14 protein-coding genes and 1 tRNA gene are annotated in these 18,148 nt (G+C 44.1%); 7 read left to right on the plus strand and 8 right to left on the minus strand.

The window, feature by feature from the left end; all coding sequences use genetic code 11:
* Positions 1–159: 159 nt before the first annotated feature.
* Positions 160–3,690, minus strand: coding sequence for a DEAD/DEAH box helicase (locus A4R26_RS14840; protein WP_081164537.1), 3,531 nt, complete (start codon positions 3,688–3,690; stop codon positions 160–162).
* A 522-nt stretch (positions 3,691–4,212) separates the two neighbouring features.
* Here A4R26_RS14840 and A4R26_RS14845 point away from each other — a divergent pair.
* Positions 4,213–4,773, plus strand: a complete 561-nt coding sequence (locus tag A4R26_RS14845) for a hypothetical protein (protein ID WP_081164538.1) — start codon at positions 4,213–4,215, stop codon at positions 4,771–4,773.
* Here the strand turns inward: A4R26_RS14845 and A4R26_RS14850 are convergent.
* From A4R26_RS14850 to A4R26_RS14860, 3 genes are all read right to left on the minus strand, one after another.
* Entirely contained in the window at positions 4,763–5,443 is a 681-nt protein-coding gene (locus A4R26_RS14850; RefSeq protein WP_081164539.1) for a nucleotidyl transferase AbiEii/AbiGii toxin family protein, read from the minus strand. The two genes, A4R26_RS14845 and A4R26_RS14850, sit on opposite strands and share 11 nt — an antisense overlap.
* Entirely contained in the window at positions 5,440–5,955 is a 516-nt protein-coding gene (locus tag A4R26_RS14855) for a hypothetical protein (protein ID WP_207625756.1), read from the minus strand. Before A4R26_RS14855 ends, A4R26_RS14850 begins: the two co-directional genes overlap by 4 nt.
* A gap of 206 nt (positions 5,956–6,161) precedes the next feature.
* A tRNA-Val gene (locus tag A4R26_RS14860) sits at positions 6,162–6,236 on the minus strand.
* A gap of 177 nt (positions 6,237–6,413) precedes the next feature.
* On the opposite strand from A4R26_RS14860, the gene A4R26_RS14865 reads away from it, so the two are divergent.
* A complete protein-coding gene (locus tag A4R26_RS14865; protein WP_081164540.1) occupies positions 6,414–7,271 on the plus strand; it encodes a dienelactone hydrolase family protein in 858 nt (285 codons plus the stop codon).
* A 188-nt stretch (positions 7,272–7,459) separates the two neighbouring features.
* Here the strand turns inward: A4R26_RS14865 and A4R26_RS14870 are convergent, their stop codons facing one another.
* Entirely contained in the window at positions 7,460–8,680 is a 1,221-nt protein-coding gene (locus A4R26_RS14870; protein ID WP_081164541.1) for a proline dehydrogenase family protein, read from the minus strand.
* A gap of 293 nt (positions 8,681–8,973) precedes the next feature.
* Between A4R26_RS14870 and A4R26_RS14875 the strand changes: the two genes are divergently transcribed.
* Together A4R26_RS14875 and A4R26_RS14880 are read left to right on the plus strand one after the other, a co-directional pair.
* Positions 8,974–10,071 carry a mandelate racemase/muconate lactonizing enzyme family protein gene (locus A4R26_RS14875; RefSeq protein ID WP_081164542.1) on the plus strand — a complete coding sequence of 366 codons (1,098 nt, stop codon included), beginning with the start codon at positions 8,974–8,976 and terminating at the stop codon, positions 10,069–10,071.
* A gap of 118 nt (positions 10,072–10,189) precedes the next feature.
* Positions 10,190–10,708, plus strand: coding sequence for an acyl-CoA thioesterase (locus tag A4R26_RS14880; RefSeq protein ID WP_081164543.1), 519 nt, complete (start codon positions 10,190–10,192; stop codon positions 10,706–10,708).
* Positions 10,709–10,789: 81 nt separating this feature from the next.
* Here A4R26_RS14880 and A4R26_RS14885 read toward each other — a convergent pair whose 3' ends face one another.
* The gene (locus tag A4R26_RS14885) at positions 10,790–11,545 is read right to left on the minus strand and encodes a lysophospholipid acyltransferase family protein (protein ID WP_081164544.1); all 756 of its coding nucleotides are present in this window, start codon (positions 11,543–11,545) and stop codon (positions 10,790–10,792) included.
* Between the two features lie 134 nt (positions 11,546–11,679).
* On the opposite strand from A4R26_RS14885, the gene A4R26_RS14890 reads away from it, so the two are divergent.
* Complete coding sequence (locus A4R26_RS14890) at positions 11,680–12,399, plus strand: SIMPL domain-containing protein (RefSeq protein WP_081164545.1); 720 nt, start codon at positions 11,680–11,682, stop codon at positions 12,397–12,399.
* A gap of 55 nt (positions 12,400–12,454) precedes the next feature.
* Entirely contained in the window at positions 12,455–13,111 is a 657-nt protein-coding gene (gene hxpB / locus A4R26_RS14895) for a hexitol phosphatase HxpB (RefSeq protein ID WP_081164546.1), read from the plus strand.
* A 788-nt stretch (positions 13,112–13,899) separates the two neighbouring features.
* Here the strand turns inward: hxpB and rpsA are convergent.
* Positions 13,900–15,819, minus strand: coding sequence for a 30S ribosomal protein S1 (rpsA, locus tag A4R26_RS14900; RefSeq protein ID WP_081164547.1), 1,920 nt, complete (start codon positions 15,817–15,819; stop codon positions 13,900–13,902).
* A gap of 432 nt (positions 15,820–16,251) precedes the next feature.
* Between rpsA and A4R26_RS14905 the strand changes: the two genes are divergently transcribed.
* Complete coding sequence (locus tag A4R26_RS14905) at positions 16,252–16,710, plus strand: DinB family protein (protein WP_081164548.1); 459 nt, start codon at positions 16,252–16,254, stop codon at positions 16,708–16,710.
* A gap of 167 nt (positions 16,711–16,877) precedes the next feature.
* Here A4R26_RS14905 and A4R26_RS14910 read toward each other — a convergent pair whose 3' ends face one another.
* Entirely contained in the window at positions 16,878–18,122 is a 1,245-nt protein-coding gene (locus A4R26_RS14910; protein WP_081164549.1) for a BaiN/RdsA family NAD(P)/FAD-dependent oxidoreductase, read from the minus strand.
* Positions 18,123–18,148: the final 26 nt, after the last annotated feature.

The following is an 18,148-nucleotide window of genomic DNA, read 5'->3' on the forward strand; positions in this document are numbered from 1 at the left end:
CCTACCATTGGCTATCTATTTCTTTCCTTCCTGAAACTATGAAGAAAGCCTATCGTGAGGTAATCACGGGGAATGCAAGGAAATTAGAAGGCTAATAATTTAGTAAATCTTCTTAAGGGAACAGAATCGCTTCGATTTTTACAAGTACTTTAAAAAGAATTATACTTCCAATGATACCAGCCGACGCAGTTCTATGTCACTTAACTCCCCGATCCATTTTTCACCATTCGATACTGTGAGATTAGCCAAACTTTTTTTTCCGCGAAGCATTTCGTCAATTTTCTCTTCCAGTGTGCCTTTGGTAATCATCCTGTGTACCATTACATTTTTTCCCTGGCCAATACGAAAAGCCCTGTCAGTTGCCTGTGCTTCCACCGCAGGGTTCCACCACAGGTCGTAATGAATTACATGGTTGCCCGCTGTAAGGTTCAACCCTGTGCCACCTGCTTTCAGGCTTAAAATAAAAGTATCGCATAGGGGGTTGTTTTGAAAAGAATGCACCATTTCATCCCTTTCCTTCCTGGAATTACCGCCATGCAACTGCAAAGCCTTTTTACCAAAATGCGCATATATTACCGTTCGCAACAGGGAGCCCATTTCCTGATATTGCGAAAAGATCAGTACTTTTTCGCCGTTCTCATAAATTGTTTCCAATAATTGTAGCAGCAGCAACATTTTTCCCGAATGATCAGGCCGCAGGTCGCCCCCATTTTTCAGGTATTGCATCGGGTGATTGCACACCTGCTTTAAAACAGTAAGCAACTTCAGAATTATACCCCGCCGGTTTATTCCTTCTTCCATTTCTACTTCCTGCATCAGGTCATGTGTAATGCTTTTATACAGAGCGGCCTGTTCTTTGGTTAAATTACAGAACTGATCATTTTCGATCTTATCAGGAAGATCGTTGATGATAACCTTATCTGTTTTCACTCTTCGCATAATGAATGGGGAGGTTATGCTGCGAAATTTCTCCAGCCTTTTTCGGTCCTGGTTTATTTCAATAGGCCTGGCATATTCTTCATTGAACCAGTTTGAATTACCCAGATAACCTGGATTGGCAAAATCAAAAATGCTCCAGTATTCCATCAACCTGTTTTCAACAGGGGTTCCGCTCATAGCGATCTTTATTCCTGATTTAATTTTCTTTACGGCTTTGGTTTGTGCTGTTTCCGTGTTCTTAATATTTTGCGCTTCATCAATGATCAAAGCATACCAGTTCTGCCTGCACAACATTTCATTTTCTGTGCGGGCTATGCCATACGTGGTAATTACAACATCTGTTTCTTTAAATTCAGCTTTCCGTGTAGTACCGTGAAAAACCAGCGCATTGAGTGATGGAGCGAATTTTTCTATTTCAGCCTTCCAGTTGCTCAGTAAGGTAGTAGGGGCTATTACCAATGCCGGCTTATTTTTTAATGCCCCCTCTTCTTTAAATTTTTGTAAAGTAGCGATCACCTGTAATGTTTTTCCCAACCCCATATCATCGGCCAGCAAGGACCCAAGGCCCAATCGGGCATTTTTATACAACCAACTGACCCCCCGCTGCTGATAGTGCCGTAAACGGGCATTCAGTGCAACGGGTAAGGTAGTAACGTCAGCTTTCAGTATCTCCTGTATTTTTTTCTTCACCGCCCCGTCAATTTGCACCGGCGCACCTTCATAATCACCGCTAAGTGCAGCCTGCAATAAAGTAAAAGCTTTTGGCGCCGAAGGCCGTTCCAGTTTCAGGATAACCTTTTCAATTTCATCCTGGTTCATTAAAATGTACTGGTCACGAATCTTCACAAGACCGGTTGCCTGGTTTGCCAGTACAAAAAATTCGTCTTTGTTTAAAAAGCTATCGCCCACGGCTACCTTCCAGTCATAATCAAGCAAATCATTTAATGAAAAATATTTTTTATTCCCTTCCTTTGATGTTATAGCCAATGTTACCTGCGGCCGTAACAGATGCTGAAGGCTTTTAGGTAATAAGGTTTGAATACCTAATAGCTTGATGGCAGGCAAAATACCTGTCAGCACTTCGGCAAATGTTTGGGAAGAATAAAATAGTTTCTCATTGCCTTTAGAGGCGATGGAATTATTCAAGCCTGGAAGATATTGTGCAAGTAACTGTAGGTCTTTAAGCGCGGAAAATTGCTTATCACTATCACGTTTCATGAAAACATGCAGGCTTTCTACCGGTTTCAGGGAGGCTGTATTATCTTTTATCAGTACCTGCACTTCAAAGCCTTTATTACCATTTTCACTTACCTGCAACAAAGGAGTGTATTCCTTTTTACCGATATAAAACCGGTTAAGCCAAAGCTGAATGGTATTGGGAATCTCTTTCTCTGAAAAACCATCGAAGCAGTTCAATGTATCGCTGAAGAACAGCTCATTTATTTTCAATGCCTGCTTTTTCGATGGTTTTACACTTACCTCCGCTTTGTTATAACAGGCCTGAACCGAAGTATTTGCAAAAAAGCTGCAGATCAATATAAGCGCTTCATCCTGTTTGGCTGGCAATAAAGAGGACTTTGACCTTTTCTGCTTTTCGGAAACAGATGGTTTCTCTATTGTCACCATATTTGCAGGATACCATTGAAGCAGATCGTCAAATACTTTTTTAACGCTTCCGTTGATCAATGCAGGTATCCATTGAATACGGTATTTTTCATTAGCGGCTTTAAATAACCTTGGCAATATAGCCCCTCGCTCTGCCAATACGTTACAAAACCTGAATGTGTGGTAAAGCAGTACAAAGGACGGTGAGTAATTATCCAGATGTTTGCTTTCCGTTTGCGCCAGTAAAACCAGCAGGTTATCTTTTTTTACCGGGTATTTATGATCATCATTGTCCCTTGCAATAAATAATAGCTCGCCATTCTCGTGCGCTATGATCGAATAATCGTAATAACGATAATCCTTCGGCAAAGAAAGCTTTTCATTTTTCAGGGTGGAAAGGTACTGCCCCTCAAATTTTGCCTGGCGTCTGTATTGCTTTTGAATCACGTCTTTGAAATCTCCATCATAAAACAGGGGGTTGGCTGTAAATAGCAACGGTAGTGTAGTAAGAAGATTTTCAATTAAAGAGAAATCAGGAGTATCGGGTGGTTTACCGTTTTTGGCAGCAGTGCCCTTTTTAGCGGCCATACAATCCTGTATGGAGAAAATGGTTTCGGTCTGGAGATCGTGTAACTGCATCCGGTGAGCAGATAGTTCCGCAACCAGATCAAACCTGTGAAGATTAAAAACCAGGAAGGGGTTCTGATCTATCTCATTGGCTATGGTATAAATAACGGCAGCAAGATGTTTACAGGGCACTGCCCAGTCGGGACAGGAGCAATTCAGCTTAATATCCTGCCAGCTTTTCGGAAAGATCTTTATACTGGCACGTTCGGCAATCTCCAATAGATCCATTGGGAGCTGACGATTGAGCAATTGCGAAACAACCAGTGGATCACCTTTTATTTTCTCAATAAAAACCTTCTTCTCTTCGTCAAAAAATGGCGGTACTACAATTGATACATCATATGGTTTGGGCCGACTGCCTTTAACCTTTGCCCGGATCAGGTTTTCACTTATACTGATGGAAGCCACCATTCCCTTTGTTGCATAGGAGCGACCACGCGGAAGGCGGTTCGAAAAATCAATTCGGTCCAATGATTTAAGCCATTGTTCGCCCCACCAGGTGCGTCCGAATTTGCTCATAAAAGAAGTATTACTGAAGTTTGGTAATGACGCCAAAAATAGTATAACAATCAATAAAAAAACAACCTGTCAGTTGAAAAGCAGAGAATTTATTGAATATGTCAATCTGTTTCATGATAACACAAATGCTTTATTACGGCAACAACAAAACACGTCCTCCATGCACAAAATCTCATTAAACGTTCTTACAAAAGCATACCACCGGATTCGAACCAGGAAACAATTCATTTTATGGGACTAAGACATATCAACAAGAACAACTTGAACTCCTTAAACGCAAAAACCCGCTATCAGCACGGGTTTTACAATTCCGTGGAGTCCGCCGACAGATTGTCGAACCAATTAAAGGAATTCTTTAAGCGTATGAATAATGTAAAACAATTAATAAACAAAATTCATTGTATAATAGGTTGTGAAATGCTTTAGGCCCTATTGACCATTGTAGCAGAAACCATGGGAATCTAAAAAGGTTTTATTATTATACTTTACTCAAGTATTAACACAGAACTATAACTTTACCCGGTGAACAACACCTGCTTACATATCATTCATCTTCCTCACCGGGCTGATCGCTTCACTTTGTTAACAAACGAGCTCTCAACTCAGAATATCAACAATTTCAGGATATGGGATGGGATTTGGGATGACGAACTTCCCTGCAGAGGAATTATCAAATCACACAAACAAATAATCTCTTGGGCACAGCAAAACGGGCTAAAGGAAATATGCATTGCTGAAGATGACATTCAGTTTGCTGCACCAGGCGCATTTTCCTATTTCATCGAACACACCCCGACAGCTTTCGACCTTTACCTCGGTGGTATTCTATGGGGAAGTATTCATAACGATCAAACGGTAACCGACTTTGCAGGCACCATGTTATACATTGCCAAGAAACAATTTTATGAAATCATCCTGAATTTGCCGGAAGACAAAGATTATGACCGGCGATTAGCCGGATTAGGAAAGTATTATGTTTGCAGTCCCATGGTTGCTTTTCAACACAGCGGTTATAGCGATAACAGAAAACGCCATATCGACTTAACTCCCTATGCCAAAAGAATGAAATGGTCTACTCAATAAATTTTAGGATATCATCCAGGATTATATAGGTGCTTGGGGGAGAACCGTAACCGGCATGCGCCGCAATCCATTCTTCGACATATTTATTACTATGAAGGGTTTTGAATTCTTCCAGTAAAAACTTCCGGACCTCGTGATCAGCGCTTTTCATTTCCTCCCAGATTGTGCTTCTGTTATCTAATACAAAAATGATGTCCTCAAAATCTGTACTTATCCTTCCATCATTGTTCCCTCGGTTTTTGAATGCCTGCAGTTTCGAAGCAATGAAATAAGGGGCCGAGAAAATCCTAACGGTATGATGTTCATCTATGATATAATCGACAGCGTTTTTAAAGCCGCCTTCATACCAGATATTCGAGAATCCCAAAATGGTCTCGTCGGTAGGCATAACATCTACTATTATTCCAGGCAGTAGAAAGCGACCAACAAATGTGGCTGTTATGTCACTTTGAAACCCCAGTGTTCTAAGCTGCTCTTCCAGTTGGGCATATTCATACCGGGTAGCAATTTCCACTACGATATCAACATCATCTGTTGGGCGTACCTCAATAGCTCGTCTATCAGCATACAAACTCACAGTTGCTCCACCTACAAACACAACCTCATTTTTTAACGGCCCCAGCGCATTACTTACGGCCTTGATCCGGGTAATATTTGCGTGATGGCTCATAATATCATTTTTTTAAGTTCATCCACTGCGACTATCGTTTCCCTTACTCTACCCACACGAATCACATCCACCAATGCCAGCATCTTGTATAGATTGGCGTCGAGCTTAGCCGCTTTGACCTGGTTTTTATACAATGGCTCAATACTAAGCCCCCGGTCATATCCCCGGGAATCGGGCCAAACATAATCTGACTCACTGCTGAAATGGGTCCGCATAAAAGGATGAGAATGAGCAGTTGGTATACCATTGACTAGTGTTCCTGGCAGCACAGGAAAGACAAATCGAATCCCATGCTGCAGGAATTCCATCAATGACTGACGAAACACTTTTTTCTTTTTCTCCTTATCTATTAATCCGGCTATACCACTCCTTCTCAATGATTCCGACACTTCGGACGCGCTAATAAAAAGTTCTTCCGACAAGTTTTTATTATGCCAGTTATTCCCTTCTTTAGCAATGATTTTCAGCAAGACGACTATATCCTGTGGTCGCATCCCATTATGTAATCTCATGCTACAAATATACATCGGCAGTTTCTAATTCGCAAATCACGAATCGTGTATTTATTTCATTTTCAATATATAAAGATATAATAAAGAATTACTGCCGGACTCGAAACAATAGACAGTTGATTTTATAGGTGTAAAGAATCTTTGAAAGAACTATCTGATTCCTTTAAACAACAAAACCCGCTACTAGAGCGGGTTTTACAAAATCGTGGACCGTACTGGACTCGAACCAGTGACCCCTACTCTGTCAAAGTAATGCTCTAAACCAACTGAGCTAACGGTCCGTAAACAGGAGACCGAAGGTAAAACAGTCATTCGCCTTCCCCAAATTTTTTAGATATATAAACGAAAGCCCATACCCGGCAGCAGGCAACGGGTACACATTAAAAATAGCTTCATAGATGCCCCCCGGTTCATAATTCATTATCTTTAGATACGAACTTCACCATTCAAGCCTTTTTATGAACCAGCAAATCATCAACCTTTTCGACGAGTATACCCACGCACCGCTCAGCCGCGAAGAGTTCCTTCGCCGGCTTACAAAGATCACCGGCAGCCTGGCTGCGGCCTTTGCCGTACTGCCCATGCTGGAAGTGAATTACGCGCAGGCGCAAACCGTGCCTGCACAGGACGACCGCATCACTACAGAACATATCACCTACCCCGGCGATGACTGCACCATGAAAGGTTACCTGGCCAAACCCAAACAAAAAGGGAAATACGGAACGGTTGTGGTCATTCACGAAAACCGTGGGTTGAACCCGCACATCGAAGATGTTACCCGCCGTGTGGCACTGGCCGGTTTTCTGGCCCTTGCGCCCGACGCCTTATCGCCCCTCGGTGGTACCCCGGCCAATGAAGATGAGGCTCGCAATATGTTCGGAAAACTGGATATGCAAAAAAATCTGAACAACTTCATAAAAGCATTCGATTATGCAAAGTCACTCAACGATACGAATGGTAAAACAGGTTGTGTTGGATTTTGCTGGGGCGGCGCTATGGCCAACCAGTTAGCCGTTCATGTACCCGACCTGAAAGCCGCAGTCGCTTTCTATGGCCGCCAACCCGATGCTGCAGATGTGCCTAAAATAAAAGCAGCCCTGCAATTGCATTATGGCGGACTCGATGAGCGCGTAAATGCGGGCATTCCGGCTTATGAAGAGGCGCTGAAAAAAGCAGGCACCAAATATGAATTATTTGTTTACGAAGGCGCCAATCATGCCTTTCATAACGATACAGCGCCTTCGCGTTATAACGCGCCGGCAGCGAAACTGGCATGGGAACGCACGATAAAACTCTTTAACGAGAAACTTAAATAATATTGGGCACGTTCCGTGCAAATTGAATTCTGAAGTAAGAAGTAGGATGAAGCGCCTTGCGTTTCTTACTGTATCGGGAGATTTAAATCCCACGCTGCATCAACGTGGGATTTAAATTTTAAGTAACCATCCGCCTTATCTCATCAACTCATCAACTCGTCAACTCATCAACTCATCAACTCGTCAACTCAACCCTTCCTCCTCTCCAGCTCCTTCCTGATCAACCCCAACTCCCGGCCCGTTTGTCCGGATACTGATGAATTCTCCTGCGCCCGGCGCATAAGATAGGGAATTACATCACCGATGGGGCCGAACGGTAAGTACTTGCTCACCCTGAACGAGCTCTTCGCCAGGTTGAAAGTGATATTATCGCTCATGCCATACAGTTGTGAAAAATGTACGTGGGGATGGTTATGCGGAATACTTTTTTTATCGAGCAGTTCGGTTGTATATAAATTACTGTACTCGTTATGTGAGGCAACGATCAGCGCAATATGATTGAGGTAATCGATGCAAAATTCCAGCGCCGCATTGTAATCACGGTCGGTAGCCGTTTTATTGGGCTGAATGGGCGAAGGATAATTCATGGCAGCTGCGCGTTTACGTTCTTTCTCCATATAAGCGCCGCGTACCAGTTTCGCACCCAGTACAAATCCTTTTTGTTGAGCAACAGCAAAACTGTCTTTCAGGAATTGCAGCCGGTCGTGGCGATATAACTGAATCGTATTATAGATAACTGTTTTTTTCCGGTTGAACCGTTCCATCATTTGCATGGTGAGCGCATCAACGGGATCCTGGATCCAGCTTTCCTCTGCATCTATCAGCACGCCTACGCCTTTGGTATCGGCAACCTCGCAAATACGAATGATGCGGTCGACAACCCGTTGCCATTCGGCTTTTTCCGCGGTTGTGAGTATTTCTTCATGCACCTTGCCTTCAAACCCGCTTTTGCCGGCAGCGGCGGCATCTAATTTTTCAAGCAGGGCAAACCGGGCAAGACCGGTCACCTTTACACTCATAAAGGGAATATTGGGCTGTGTGGCGGCATAATTGATCACCCTGATGAATTCGTCGGTGGCATGATCAAAATTCTCCTCCCCTTCCTTTCCTTCTACCCCATAATCGAGGATCACCTGCACATTGAACTGCTTCAGCTTTGCAGCTACATGCGCCGTTTCTTCCAGCGTTTCGCCCCCCACAAATTGTTCGAAAATGGTATTGCGAATGAGATTTTTTATTGGAAGACCAACTTTGATAGCCCAGGGCGTAAGCCTGGTACCCAGTTGAACCAAAACTTTGTATCCCATGCTCGAGAAAAGAAAATAGGCCTTTTTTAACGCTTTATCAGACCTGTAAGCAAATGCATTCTCCGTATTATCAAAAGATACAGCAACGGCGGTTTTTGACATAGAACTAACGAATGTTAGGCGCGAAGATAAAGCGAAACCATTTTAGTTGCAAATGATATCGTCAATGGTGAGTGGTGAATGGTCAATGGCGGGTGGTGAATGGTGAGTGACACCCGATTTTTGGGATCTGTTTACGACCTTGCCCCGCCGGATTTCGAACCGATTGCCGATGAAGGCCACGCAAAGGTTTGCCGTTTCACAGCCTGCCCCGATACAGTCGGGGTCTGCCGATTCCCCGATTGCCGGTTCCTGCCGGTTTTCCTTCCACACAAACCTTGTAAATTGTGCCCGATATGACAATCCTACATACCGATATCTACAGGTTCAGCATTCCCATGCATCCTTTTACCATCGCTACCGGCACCATGCACTTTGCCCAGAATATTTTCATCAGGGTGCATACCGATGCGGGCGTATATGGGGTAGGTGAATGTTCTGCATTTCCCATGATCGTTGGCGAAACCCAAAGTACGTGTTTCGAGATGGCCAAAGATTTTGCCGCACTCTGGAAAAACAAAAGCGCCGAAGCCATTGAAGAGCGGTTGCAGGAACTACATAGCTATACTGCATTCAATGCCACCATAAAAAGCGCCTTCGATATGGCGTTGTACGATCTGGCAGCCAAAGCGGCCGGCCAGCCGTTGTATCGCTATCTGGGCGGAACCGGAAAAGAACTGGAAACCGATCTTACCATAGGTATCGATACGCCCGGGAACATGGCTGCCAAAGCCATCGATTTTGTAAAACGCGGCGTACGCATCATCAAAATAAAGCTGGGCAAAAATGCCAAAGAAGACGTGGAACGGGTGAAACGCATCCGCGAAGCGGCCGGACCATCCATTGGACTGCGTATAGACGCCAACCAGGGCTGGAGTTACGAAGATGCGGTCTTTGCCCTGAAAGCCATGGGAAGCTATAATATCGAATTCTGTGAGCAACCAATGCGTTATTGGGACGATGACAAATTACCTGCGCTGGTAAAACAATCGCCCATTAAGATCATGGCCGATGAAAGCGTTTTTGACCACCACGACGCTCAACGCATCATTGCCGCCGGCGCCTGCGATTATGTGAACATCAAATTCGCCAAATCGGGCGGTATTTGGGAAGCCCGCAAAATACACGCGGTTTGCAGGGAAAATAACATTCCCTGCATGATGGGCGGTATGCTCGAAAGCCGGGTAGCGCTGACGGCCTTCGCGCATTTTGCGCTGTCGCACGATAATGTCGTTTTTTATGACATGGACACCTGTATGCTTGGTCATAAAACCGACCCCGTTACCGGTGGCGTTCAATACAAAGGCTTTTTCCTCGAAGTGCCCGACACACCGGGCATAGGCGCCGATGCCGATGAAGCCTTCCTGCAAACGCTTGAAAAGGTTACTATCTAAAGCATTTAACTACAACCGGCAACACGCCAATTCCATATTTCATTACACCGGGAACCGGAGTTTTCCGGTTTTCCGCATTTCCTGAGCTTTCTGAGTATATCTTTGCGCAAAAAAAAGCATGGACCAGTTTTCGAAAACAGCCAAAGAATCATCGGTCACCATGACCGAATTGGTATTGCCCAACGATACCAATATGTTTGGCAACCTCATGGGCGGAAGATTAATGTACTGGATGGATATTGCAGCCGCCCTCGCCGCTATGAAACATTGCGGCACCCCGGTGGTAACTGCATCGGTTGATAATATCTCATTCGAAAACCCCATTAAACTGGGCAACGCCGTTCATATACAGGCAAGGGTTTCCCGCGCTTTTAATACCTCTATGGAGATCTTTATGAGTGTTTGGGGCGAAGATGCCCTGCACCAATACAAATACAAAAGCAACGAAGCATACTTCACCTTCGTATCGCTCGATCCCAATGGTAAACCGCGTAAGATCCCTGCGCTGGTACCTGAAACGGAAGATGAAAAGAAATTGTTTGATGGCGCATTGCGCAGAAGACAGGTACGATTGATCCTTGGCGGTAAAATGCAACCCGATGATGCTACTGAATTAAAAGCATTGTTCTTTAAATAACTTTCTCAATGAAAAATCCCGCGCCAGGCGCGGGATTTCCAATTATCTGTATTTCCATTATCCCATTATCGAATTATCACATTATTTCCAGTGATGCGCCCCTTTCATCATAAACGATTTGCTTTGTTCAATGGCATCCATCACCTGTTGTAAGATCTCTTCTGCAGACGCTTCGTAATTTATTTGCAGCGGCTCCTTGAACGTAACGGAAAGTAATGTTCCCTTCTTCTTGAACTTCAATCCCTTTTTATTAAAGGCGCGCCAGAAGCCATTGATGACCACGGGCACAACAATAGGTTTGCACAATTTTATAATATGCGCCGTGCCTTTTCTTCCCGGTGCAAAAGGCGTGGTGGTTCCCTGCGGAAATGTGATCACCCAGTTGTGCTCCAGGGCCCGGGTGATCTTTCTTGTATCTGAAGGATCGAGCCCCTTGCGAACTTCGGTCCCTGCAGAACGCCATGTTCGCTTTACCGTAAGCGCACCACCTAACGTAAACAGCCGGCTGATAAAGCTGCCGCGCATGGTTTCTTCGGCAGCTACATAGTATACGTTTGTAAACGGGTTTAACAAATAATAAGGAATGCCCAGTTTGTTCTTTTTGCGCCATTTCACAGCACAGAAAATATGCAGAAACGTAATTACATCGGCAAAATAGGTCTGGTGGTTACTTACAAAAAGCACATTCTTCCTTGGCAGGCTGGCGATATGCTCAGTGCCCCTTATACGCAGTTTGTTTATGATAACAAGACCGGGCCAGGTTATTATGCCTATTATGGGATATAATATTTTTCGTACCAGTTTAAAATGTCGTATCCTTTCACTAAACGAACTCATGCTGCGTTGTTTTGACAACCAATTTGTATCGAAATTAAGGAAATGTTAATAAACAGGTTACGGTTATTGTAACCGCCTGTTTCTTTGTGTAATTTATGTCTTCCTTAAATCATACTGATATTAAATAAAAGAACATGAAAAAAATTACTACTACCCTCATCCTCGCTTTTGTTATCAACGGTTTGTTTGCGCAGGCGCCAAATCCCTTTCCCAAAACCGTCAGCGTTAGCGGCAGCGCCGATTTAGAAATTGTGCCCGATGAAATTTATGTGCAGGTAACATTAAAAGAGTATGAAAAAAAAGGCGCTGGTAAAACAGACCTTCAAAAAATAAAGGCCGACTTCCTCGCATCCTGCAGAAACACCGGCCTGCCCGATTCAGTAATAACAATTGCATCGTACGAAGGCAGCCTGTTGAAGAAAAGAAGATCAAAAGAGGAATTATATGCCACCATTTCCTATCAGATCAAATTCAACAACAGCAAAAAGATCGATGAACTGGTAAGTAAACTCGATGATGAAGCTACCCAAAGCTTCGATGTCGTTCGCGTTTCTCATAGTAAAATACAGGAATACCGCAAACAGGTTAGAATACTTGCCATTAAAGCCGCTAAAGAGAAAGCCGCTTATCTTACCGAAGCCATAGGTGAAAGTTTGGGCACAGCGGTGACAATTACAGAATATAATGCCGGATTTGTACAACCGGGGTACTTCAATGTAAGCCAGGCGTCTATGGCCAATACAATGGAGAACCTCTCTTACAATGGTAATTCGGGCGACTTATCAGGCGGCGGTATCGATTTCAGGAAGCTCAAAATATTCATGGAAGTGAATGCGGTGTTTGCCATAAAATAATCAACCTTGAACCTTATCCTTTTTCCCTTTACCATATCCCTGTATCTTTGCGCGCATGAAATTTAGCGCGGTAATTTTCGATATGGATGGCCTGCTGATAGATTCTGAACCCTTATGGCAACAGGCAGGTGCAGAAACCTTACAGGAATATGGTGTTACGCTCACCGATGAGCAGTATATTCTTACCACCGGCCTTCGCACGCCCGAGTGGGTCGATTACTGGTTCACGCACTTTTCGATCAGTAAAGACCAGGCCAAAGCAGCAGCCAGGCAAATTGAACAGGCCGCCCTCGATAAGATCAAAGAACATGGCGAGGCCATGGAAGGTGTGCAGTACATTATGGAGTTTTTCAAACAGCATAATTTCCATATCGGACTGGCCTCTTCCTCTCCCATGCGGTTGATCGAAGCCGTAGTTGATAAACTGAATATTCAGCCATACCTTAATGCCATCACTTCTGCCGAACATCTTCCCCATGGCAAACCGCATCCCCAGGTATTTTTGAATTGCGCCGAACTATTACAGGTTCCGCCCACCACCTGTATTTGTTTTGAAGATTCGTTCAACGGAATGATCGCCGCCAAAGCAGCGCGTATGAAATGTGTTGTGATACCCGCCCCACATGTGCACCATGAGGGCCGCTGGGATGCAGCTGACCGTAAGTTGACCTCGTTATCAGGTTTTAATAATACAGTGCTTGAGACACTATAAAATGCGAGCCTGCAATCCGGAACTGTATTTACTTCTTCATTTAACATGCTATCCTTTTCATTCTTCATTTTTCCCGCCCCTGAAGGCGGGAAAATCAAACGGGACACCCCGGTTACACCGGAACATCCGTTGAGTTGTTACTACCCAAATGAACCTGTATGTAATTAAGTTATGTACATGACGGGGCCTGTACCAAAATCACTGGCATCCGTGTACGTAATATTTTTATCAGCTATTATTAATGGTTAGTGATGCATGACGGCTTATTCTGGCTGTCAGGCGCTGCAATGAAGCGCAAAAAAGAATATGAAAATGAAAATAAATGCGAAAGAAGTGTATTGCTTCTTCATATGGTACTAATTTGTTGAAATACAAAACAACCTTGTTGCTTGTTAAGATGGATAACGGCAAAGTATCACATACGTTATTACACTGGAAAGAGAGCGTTGCTATTAAGGTGCAGATAGGATCAGGATGGTGTTCCCGTTGACTTGCTGACGTAAATATATAACACAGATTTTCTTTATGCAAGCATATATGCGTAATTATTTAATAAGTAATAATCCTGATCAAGAACCCAATACACAATCGCCAATAAACAATTGGCAGTTCCCATGATTTTCAGTCACATATACGGGGCGGTTATATGCGTTTGCATTTTTCATTATCCCGTACAAGCCTGTTTTGTTACCGGTAAGACGCAAAAAAAGCGTCCCGGCCAAAGCCGGAACGCTTTATATTCATCAGGAAATCCATTCGCTTTAAGCGTTTGCTTTTAGCGTTAAGGATTACTCTTTCGTTTCTGTAGAACCACCCTGTTGCTCTTCCTGCTTCAACTTTTCCTTGATCTCAGCCAGCGCACCCAGGTCACCTAAAGTAGCTTTTTCTACTTTACCCTGAATGTTCTTAACTGCTTTCTTGGTTTTGTCGGCTTCGGCGCGGGCTTCTTTCTGAGCAGCTTGTTTTTCTTCCTGCTTAGATTGCTCCCACAGGCGGGTATGCGATACTACGATGCGTTTTTCATTGCGATCGAATTCGATAACCATGAATTGCAGCGTTTCATCGGCGCCGATGCTTTTACCATCTTCGCGCATGAGGTGACGGTTAGGCGCAAATCCTTCCAGACCGTAGGGTAACTGAACGATACCGCCTTTGTCGTCTCTGCGGATAACTGTTCCCTCATGTACAGAGCCAACCGCGAATGTGCCCTGTAATGCATTCCAGGGATCTTCTTCCAGTTGTTTGTGTCCGAGTTGCAGTTTGCGATTGTCTTTATCGATGCCGAGGATAACAACGTCGATGTTCTCACCAACTTTGGTATACTCAGAAGGATGATTGAAACGTTTCAACCAGCTCAGATCGCTGATGTGGATCATACCACCAATACCAGGAGCCAGTTCAACGAACACACCGTAAGGAGTGATGTTTTTCACCAGGCCGGTATGACGGCTGCTCTCGGGGAATTTGGTTTCGATAGTGCTCCATGGATCTTCGCTCATTTGCTTAATAGATAAGCTCATTTTGCGATTATCTTTATCGAGCGTTACGATCTTCGCTTCGTACTCATCACCCAGTTTGAAGAATTCTTTCGCATTGATCGGTGTGTTAGCCCAGGTAATTTCACTTACGTGTACCAGACCTTCAACACCTGGCATGATCTCCAGGAATGCGCCGTAATCTTCAATATTCACTACTTTACCTTTCACTACTGAACCTTCGTGAATATTTTCAGGCAGAATATCCCACGGATGAGGAGTCAGTTGTTTCAGACCAAGGCTGATGCGTTTTTTCTCATCATCGAAGTCTAATACAACCACTTTCAGTTTCTGATCCATTTTCAGTACTTCGCCCGGATGGCTGATACGGCCCCAGCTGATATCAGTGATATACAACAGACCGTCTAAGCCGCCAAGATCCATAAAGGCACCGAAGTCGGTGATATTCTTGATGGTTCCTTCCAGTACCTGACCTCTTTCGAGTTTGCTCATGATCTCTGCACGTTGTGCTTCGATATCGCTTTCGATCAGCGCTTTATGAGAAACTACGGCGTTCTTGATAGCTTCGTTGATCTTCACTACTTTGAACTCCATGGTCTTTCCTACAAACTGATCGTAATCAGTTACAGGTTTTACATCGATCTGTGAACCCGGTAAGAATGTTTCCATACCGAATACATCCACGATCAAACCGCCCTTCGTTTTTGAAGTAACAGTACCAGTGATAACTTCACCGGTTTTGTGAACTTCAACGATTTTTTCCCAGGCACGTGTAATGCGGGCTTGTTTACGGCTCAGGTTAAGATGACCTTCCCGGTCTTCTTTCTCTACAACCATAACTTCCACTTCATCACCAGTTTTCAGGTTAGGAAGATCACGGAATTCGTTTAACGAAACCAGACCATCGCTCTTAAAGCCAATGTTGATAACCACATCAGTTTTAGTAAGCGCAACTACCAGACCTTTCACTAATTCGCCGTCAGTAACAGCTTTGAAAGTTCCTTCGTAAACAGCATCGTACTTTTCTTTTTGCTCTTTGGTGTAAGATGCTACGTTACGTTTGTCAATGCTCCAGTCGAAATCGTCGTGGGCAGTGTTGTCCACTTCCGGAGCCTCAGGTGCTTTTGGTGTCGCTGTAGCTTCAGCACCCTGATCGGCTGCAGAAGACTCCTGTGCATCAGCGTTTAATTGTTTAATAAATAATTGAAACATGATAAAAAACCCGATGATTTTAATTCGGGCTGCAAAGATAGGCCAAAATGCTGAATTGTAAAGGGATTATGCGTTTTTTTTGGTTTGGTAACCAATTGATTTGCACGGCCTTGAACAAGTATTTTGAACCGGTCGTCACTTCTTCACCAATCGCCTGGCATTGTGAAAAAGTATCATCCGGTCTCTTACAGGGCGCATTACTATACTCTTAAGGTAGGAAAAGAAATTTGTGTTAATAGTATGATTGCCATAGCAAAAACGATTAGCCCTGTCACGGTACAATCTGCAGGATGATCTCCTTACGTTTTTTTGTGAAAACGTGTATAACTTAGATTGCTTTTAATTAATGAAAATTATTTTTTTGTGCACTTATTCTGACAGGCGCTTTTTATTTTTACATTTATCGAAAATTATTTCAACTGACTATTTGTTATGATTACACCAGTTTTGATCACATTATTTGAGCGGGACCTGAATAAACTGACTGAAGAGATCTCCCAATATCCTGACGACAGCAGCCTGTGGGTAGTTAAGGAAGGCATCAAAAACAGCGGCGGCAACCTGTGTTTGCACCTGACCGGCAGCTTACAACATTTTATCGGAAATGTACTGGGCGATTCGGGATATATCAGAAACCGGGAAGCAGAATTCAATCTTAAAAATATCAGCAAGCATAAGCTGCTGAACGAAATAGAGAACGCAAAAGTGGCTGTAAAGGACGCACTGGAGCAAACCAGCAAAAAGGAACTGGAAAAAAATTATCCATTGCCTATTAATGGTGAAACAGTAACAACAGAGTTCCTGTTATTACACATGCTGACCCATTTGAACTATCATACCGGTCAGATCAATTATCACAGAAGATTACTTGGTTTTCCCCAGGAGCAATAAATAGTTTTTGGTTATCATACCAATTGACCGCCCCCTGCAGGAGGCTGGTTAACCAACGAACCATCATGCCTTCGAATTGGGTTTGATGGTTCGTTTCATACTTTATCAAAGAAGCTTTTGTACCTGTACGTTTCACGGTGAGCCGTACCCCAAATCACCAACGCCACTTAAACGCCTGCCGCAATTGCCTTTGCCGCTATAAACCCGGTCGTCCACGCATTCTGAAAATTGAACCCGCCGGTAATACCATCCACATCCAGTATTTCACCGGCGAAATATAAACCGGGCATAATTTTGCTTTGCATGGTATTGGCATCTACTTCCGCAAGCTGAATACCCCCCGCCGTTACAAACTCCTCTTTAAAGGTTGTTTTTCCCTGCACTTTGAATTCCTGCGCACAACAGTTTGCAATGAGTTTGTTCTGTTCTTTGGCCGACACATCGGCCCAGCGCTTTTCTTCCTGGATACCCGATTGCGCCAGGAGGTACTGCCACAAGCGTTGCGGTAAATTAAACGGATTGCGGTTTATTATTTTCTGCGATGCCAGCTCAAACCGCAATTGCTGTAAATGCTCCCGTAATGTATTCTCATTATAATCGGGAAGCCAATTCACAATAATTGCGAATTGCCAATTGCCCATTGCCAGTTGTCTTGCACCCCATGCCGATAAGCGCAGTATCGCAGGCCCGCTCATTCCCCAATGGGTGATCAGCAGCGGCCCTTTAGCCGATAAATTCGTACCGGTTACCTTAACATGCGCTTCGGGTACCGATACGCCCATTAACTGCGTAATGGCGTTTCCGGGCATATTAAATGTGAAAAGGGAGGGAACCGGTTCGGCAATGTGATGGCCCAACAGTTGCAGCCAGCCGAACTGCGATAATTTGGCGTAACCGCCGCTCGCTATGCACACGAAACCGGCGTTCAGCAACCGGTTATCAGCAAGTTCAAGCGTAAACGGCTGGTCAGCGCCTGCTTCATACTTCAAACTTTTTACATCAGCCATCATTCTCACCTCTACCCCATACTTATTCGCCTCCCTTATCAAACAATCGATAATGGTTTGCGATGTATTGGTGACCGGGAACATGCGGCCATCGTCTTCCGTTTTCAGTTGTACGCCCCTATCGGCAAACCACTGAATGGTATCGGTAGTAAAAAACTGATGAAATGCTTTTTTAAGAAAATTGCCGCCGCGCGGATAATGGCGTACCATGTCGGAGATGGAAAAACAGGAGTGGGTTACATTACACCGGCCGCCACCGGATACTTTCACTTTTGAGAGAAGCTTGCCTGTCTTTTCGAGAATGATCACTTCAAGTGAAGGATGCAGGCGGGCCGCATTCACTGCACAAAAAAAACCGGCGGCCCCGCCTCCTATTACTATCAGTCTTTTCTTTTTATCACTCACTTACTCTTATAACTTATTACTTACTA

The organism is Niastella populi, assembly GCF_002078015.1.
Taxonomy (GTDB): Bacteria; Bacteroidota; Bacteroidia; order Chitinophagales; family Chitinophagaceae; genus Niastella; species Niastella populi.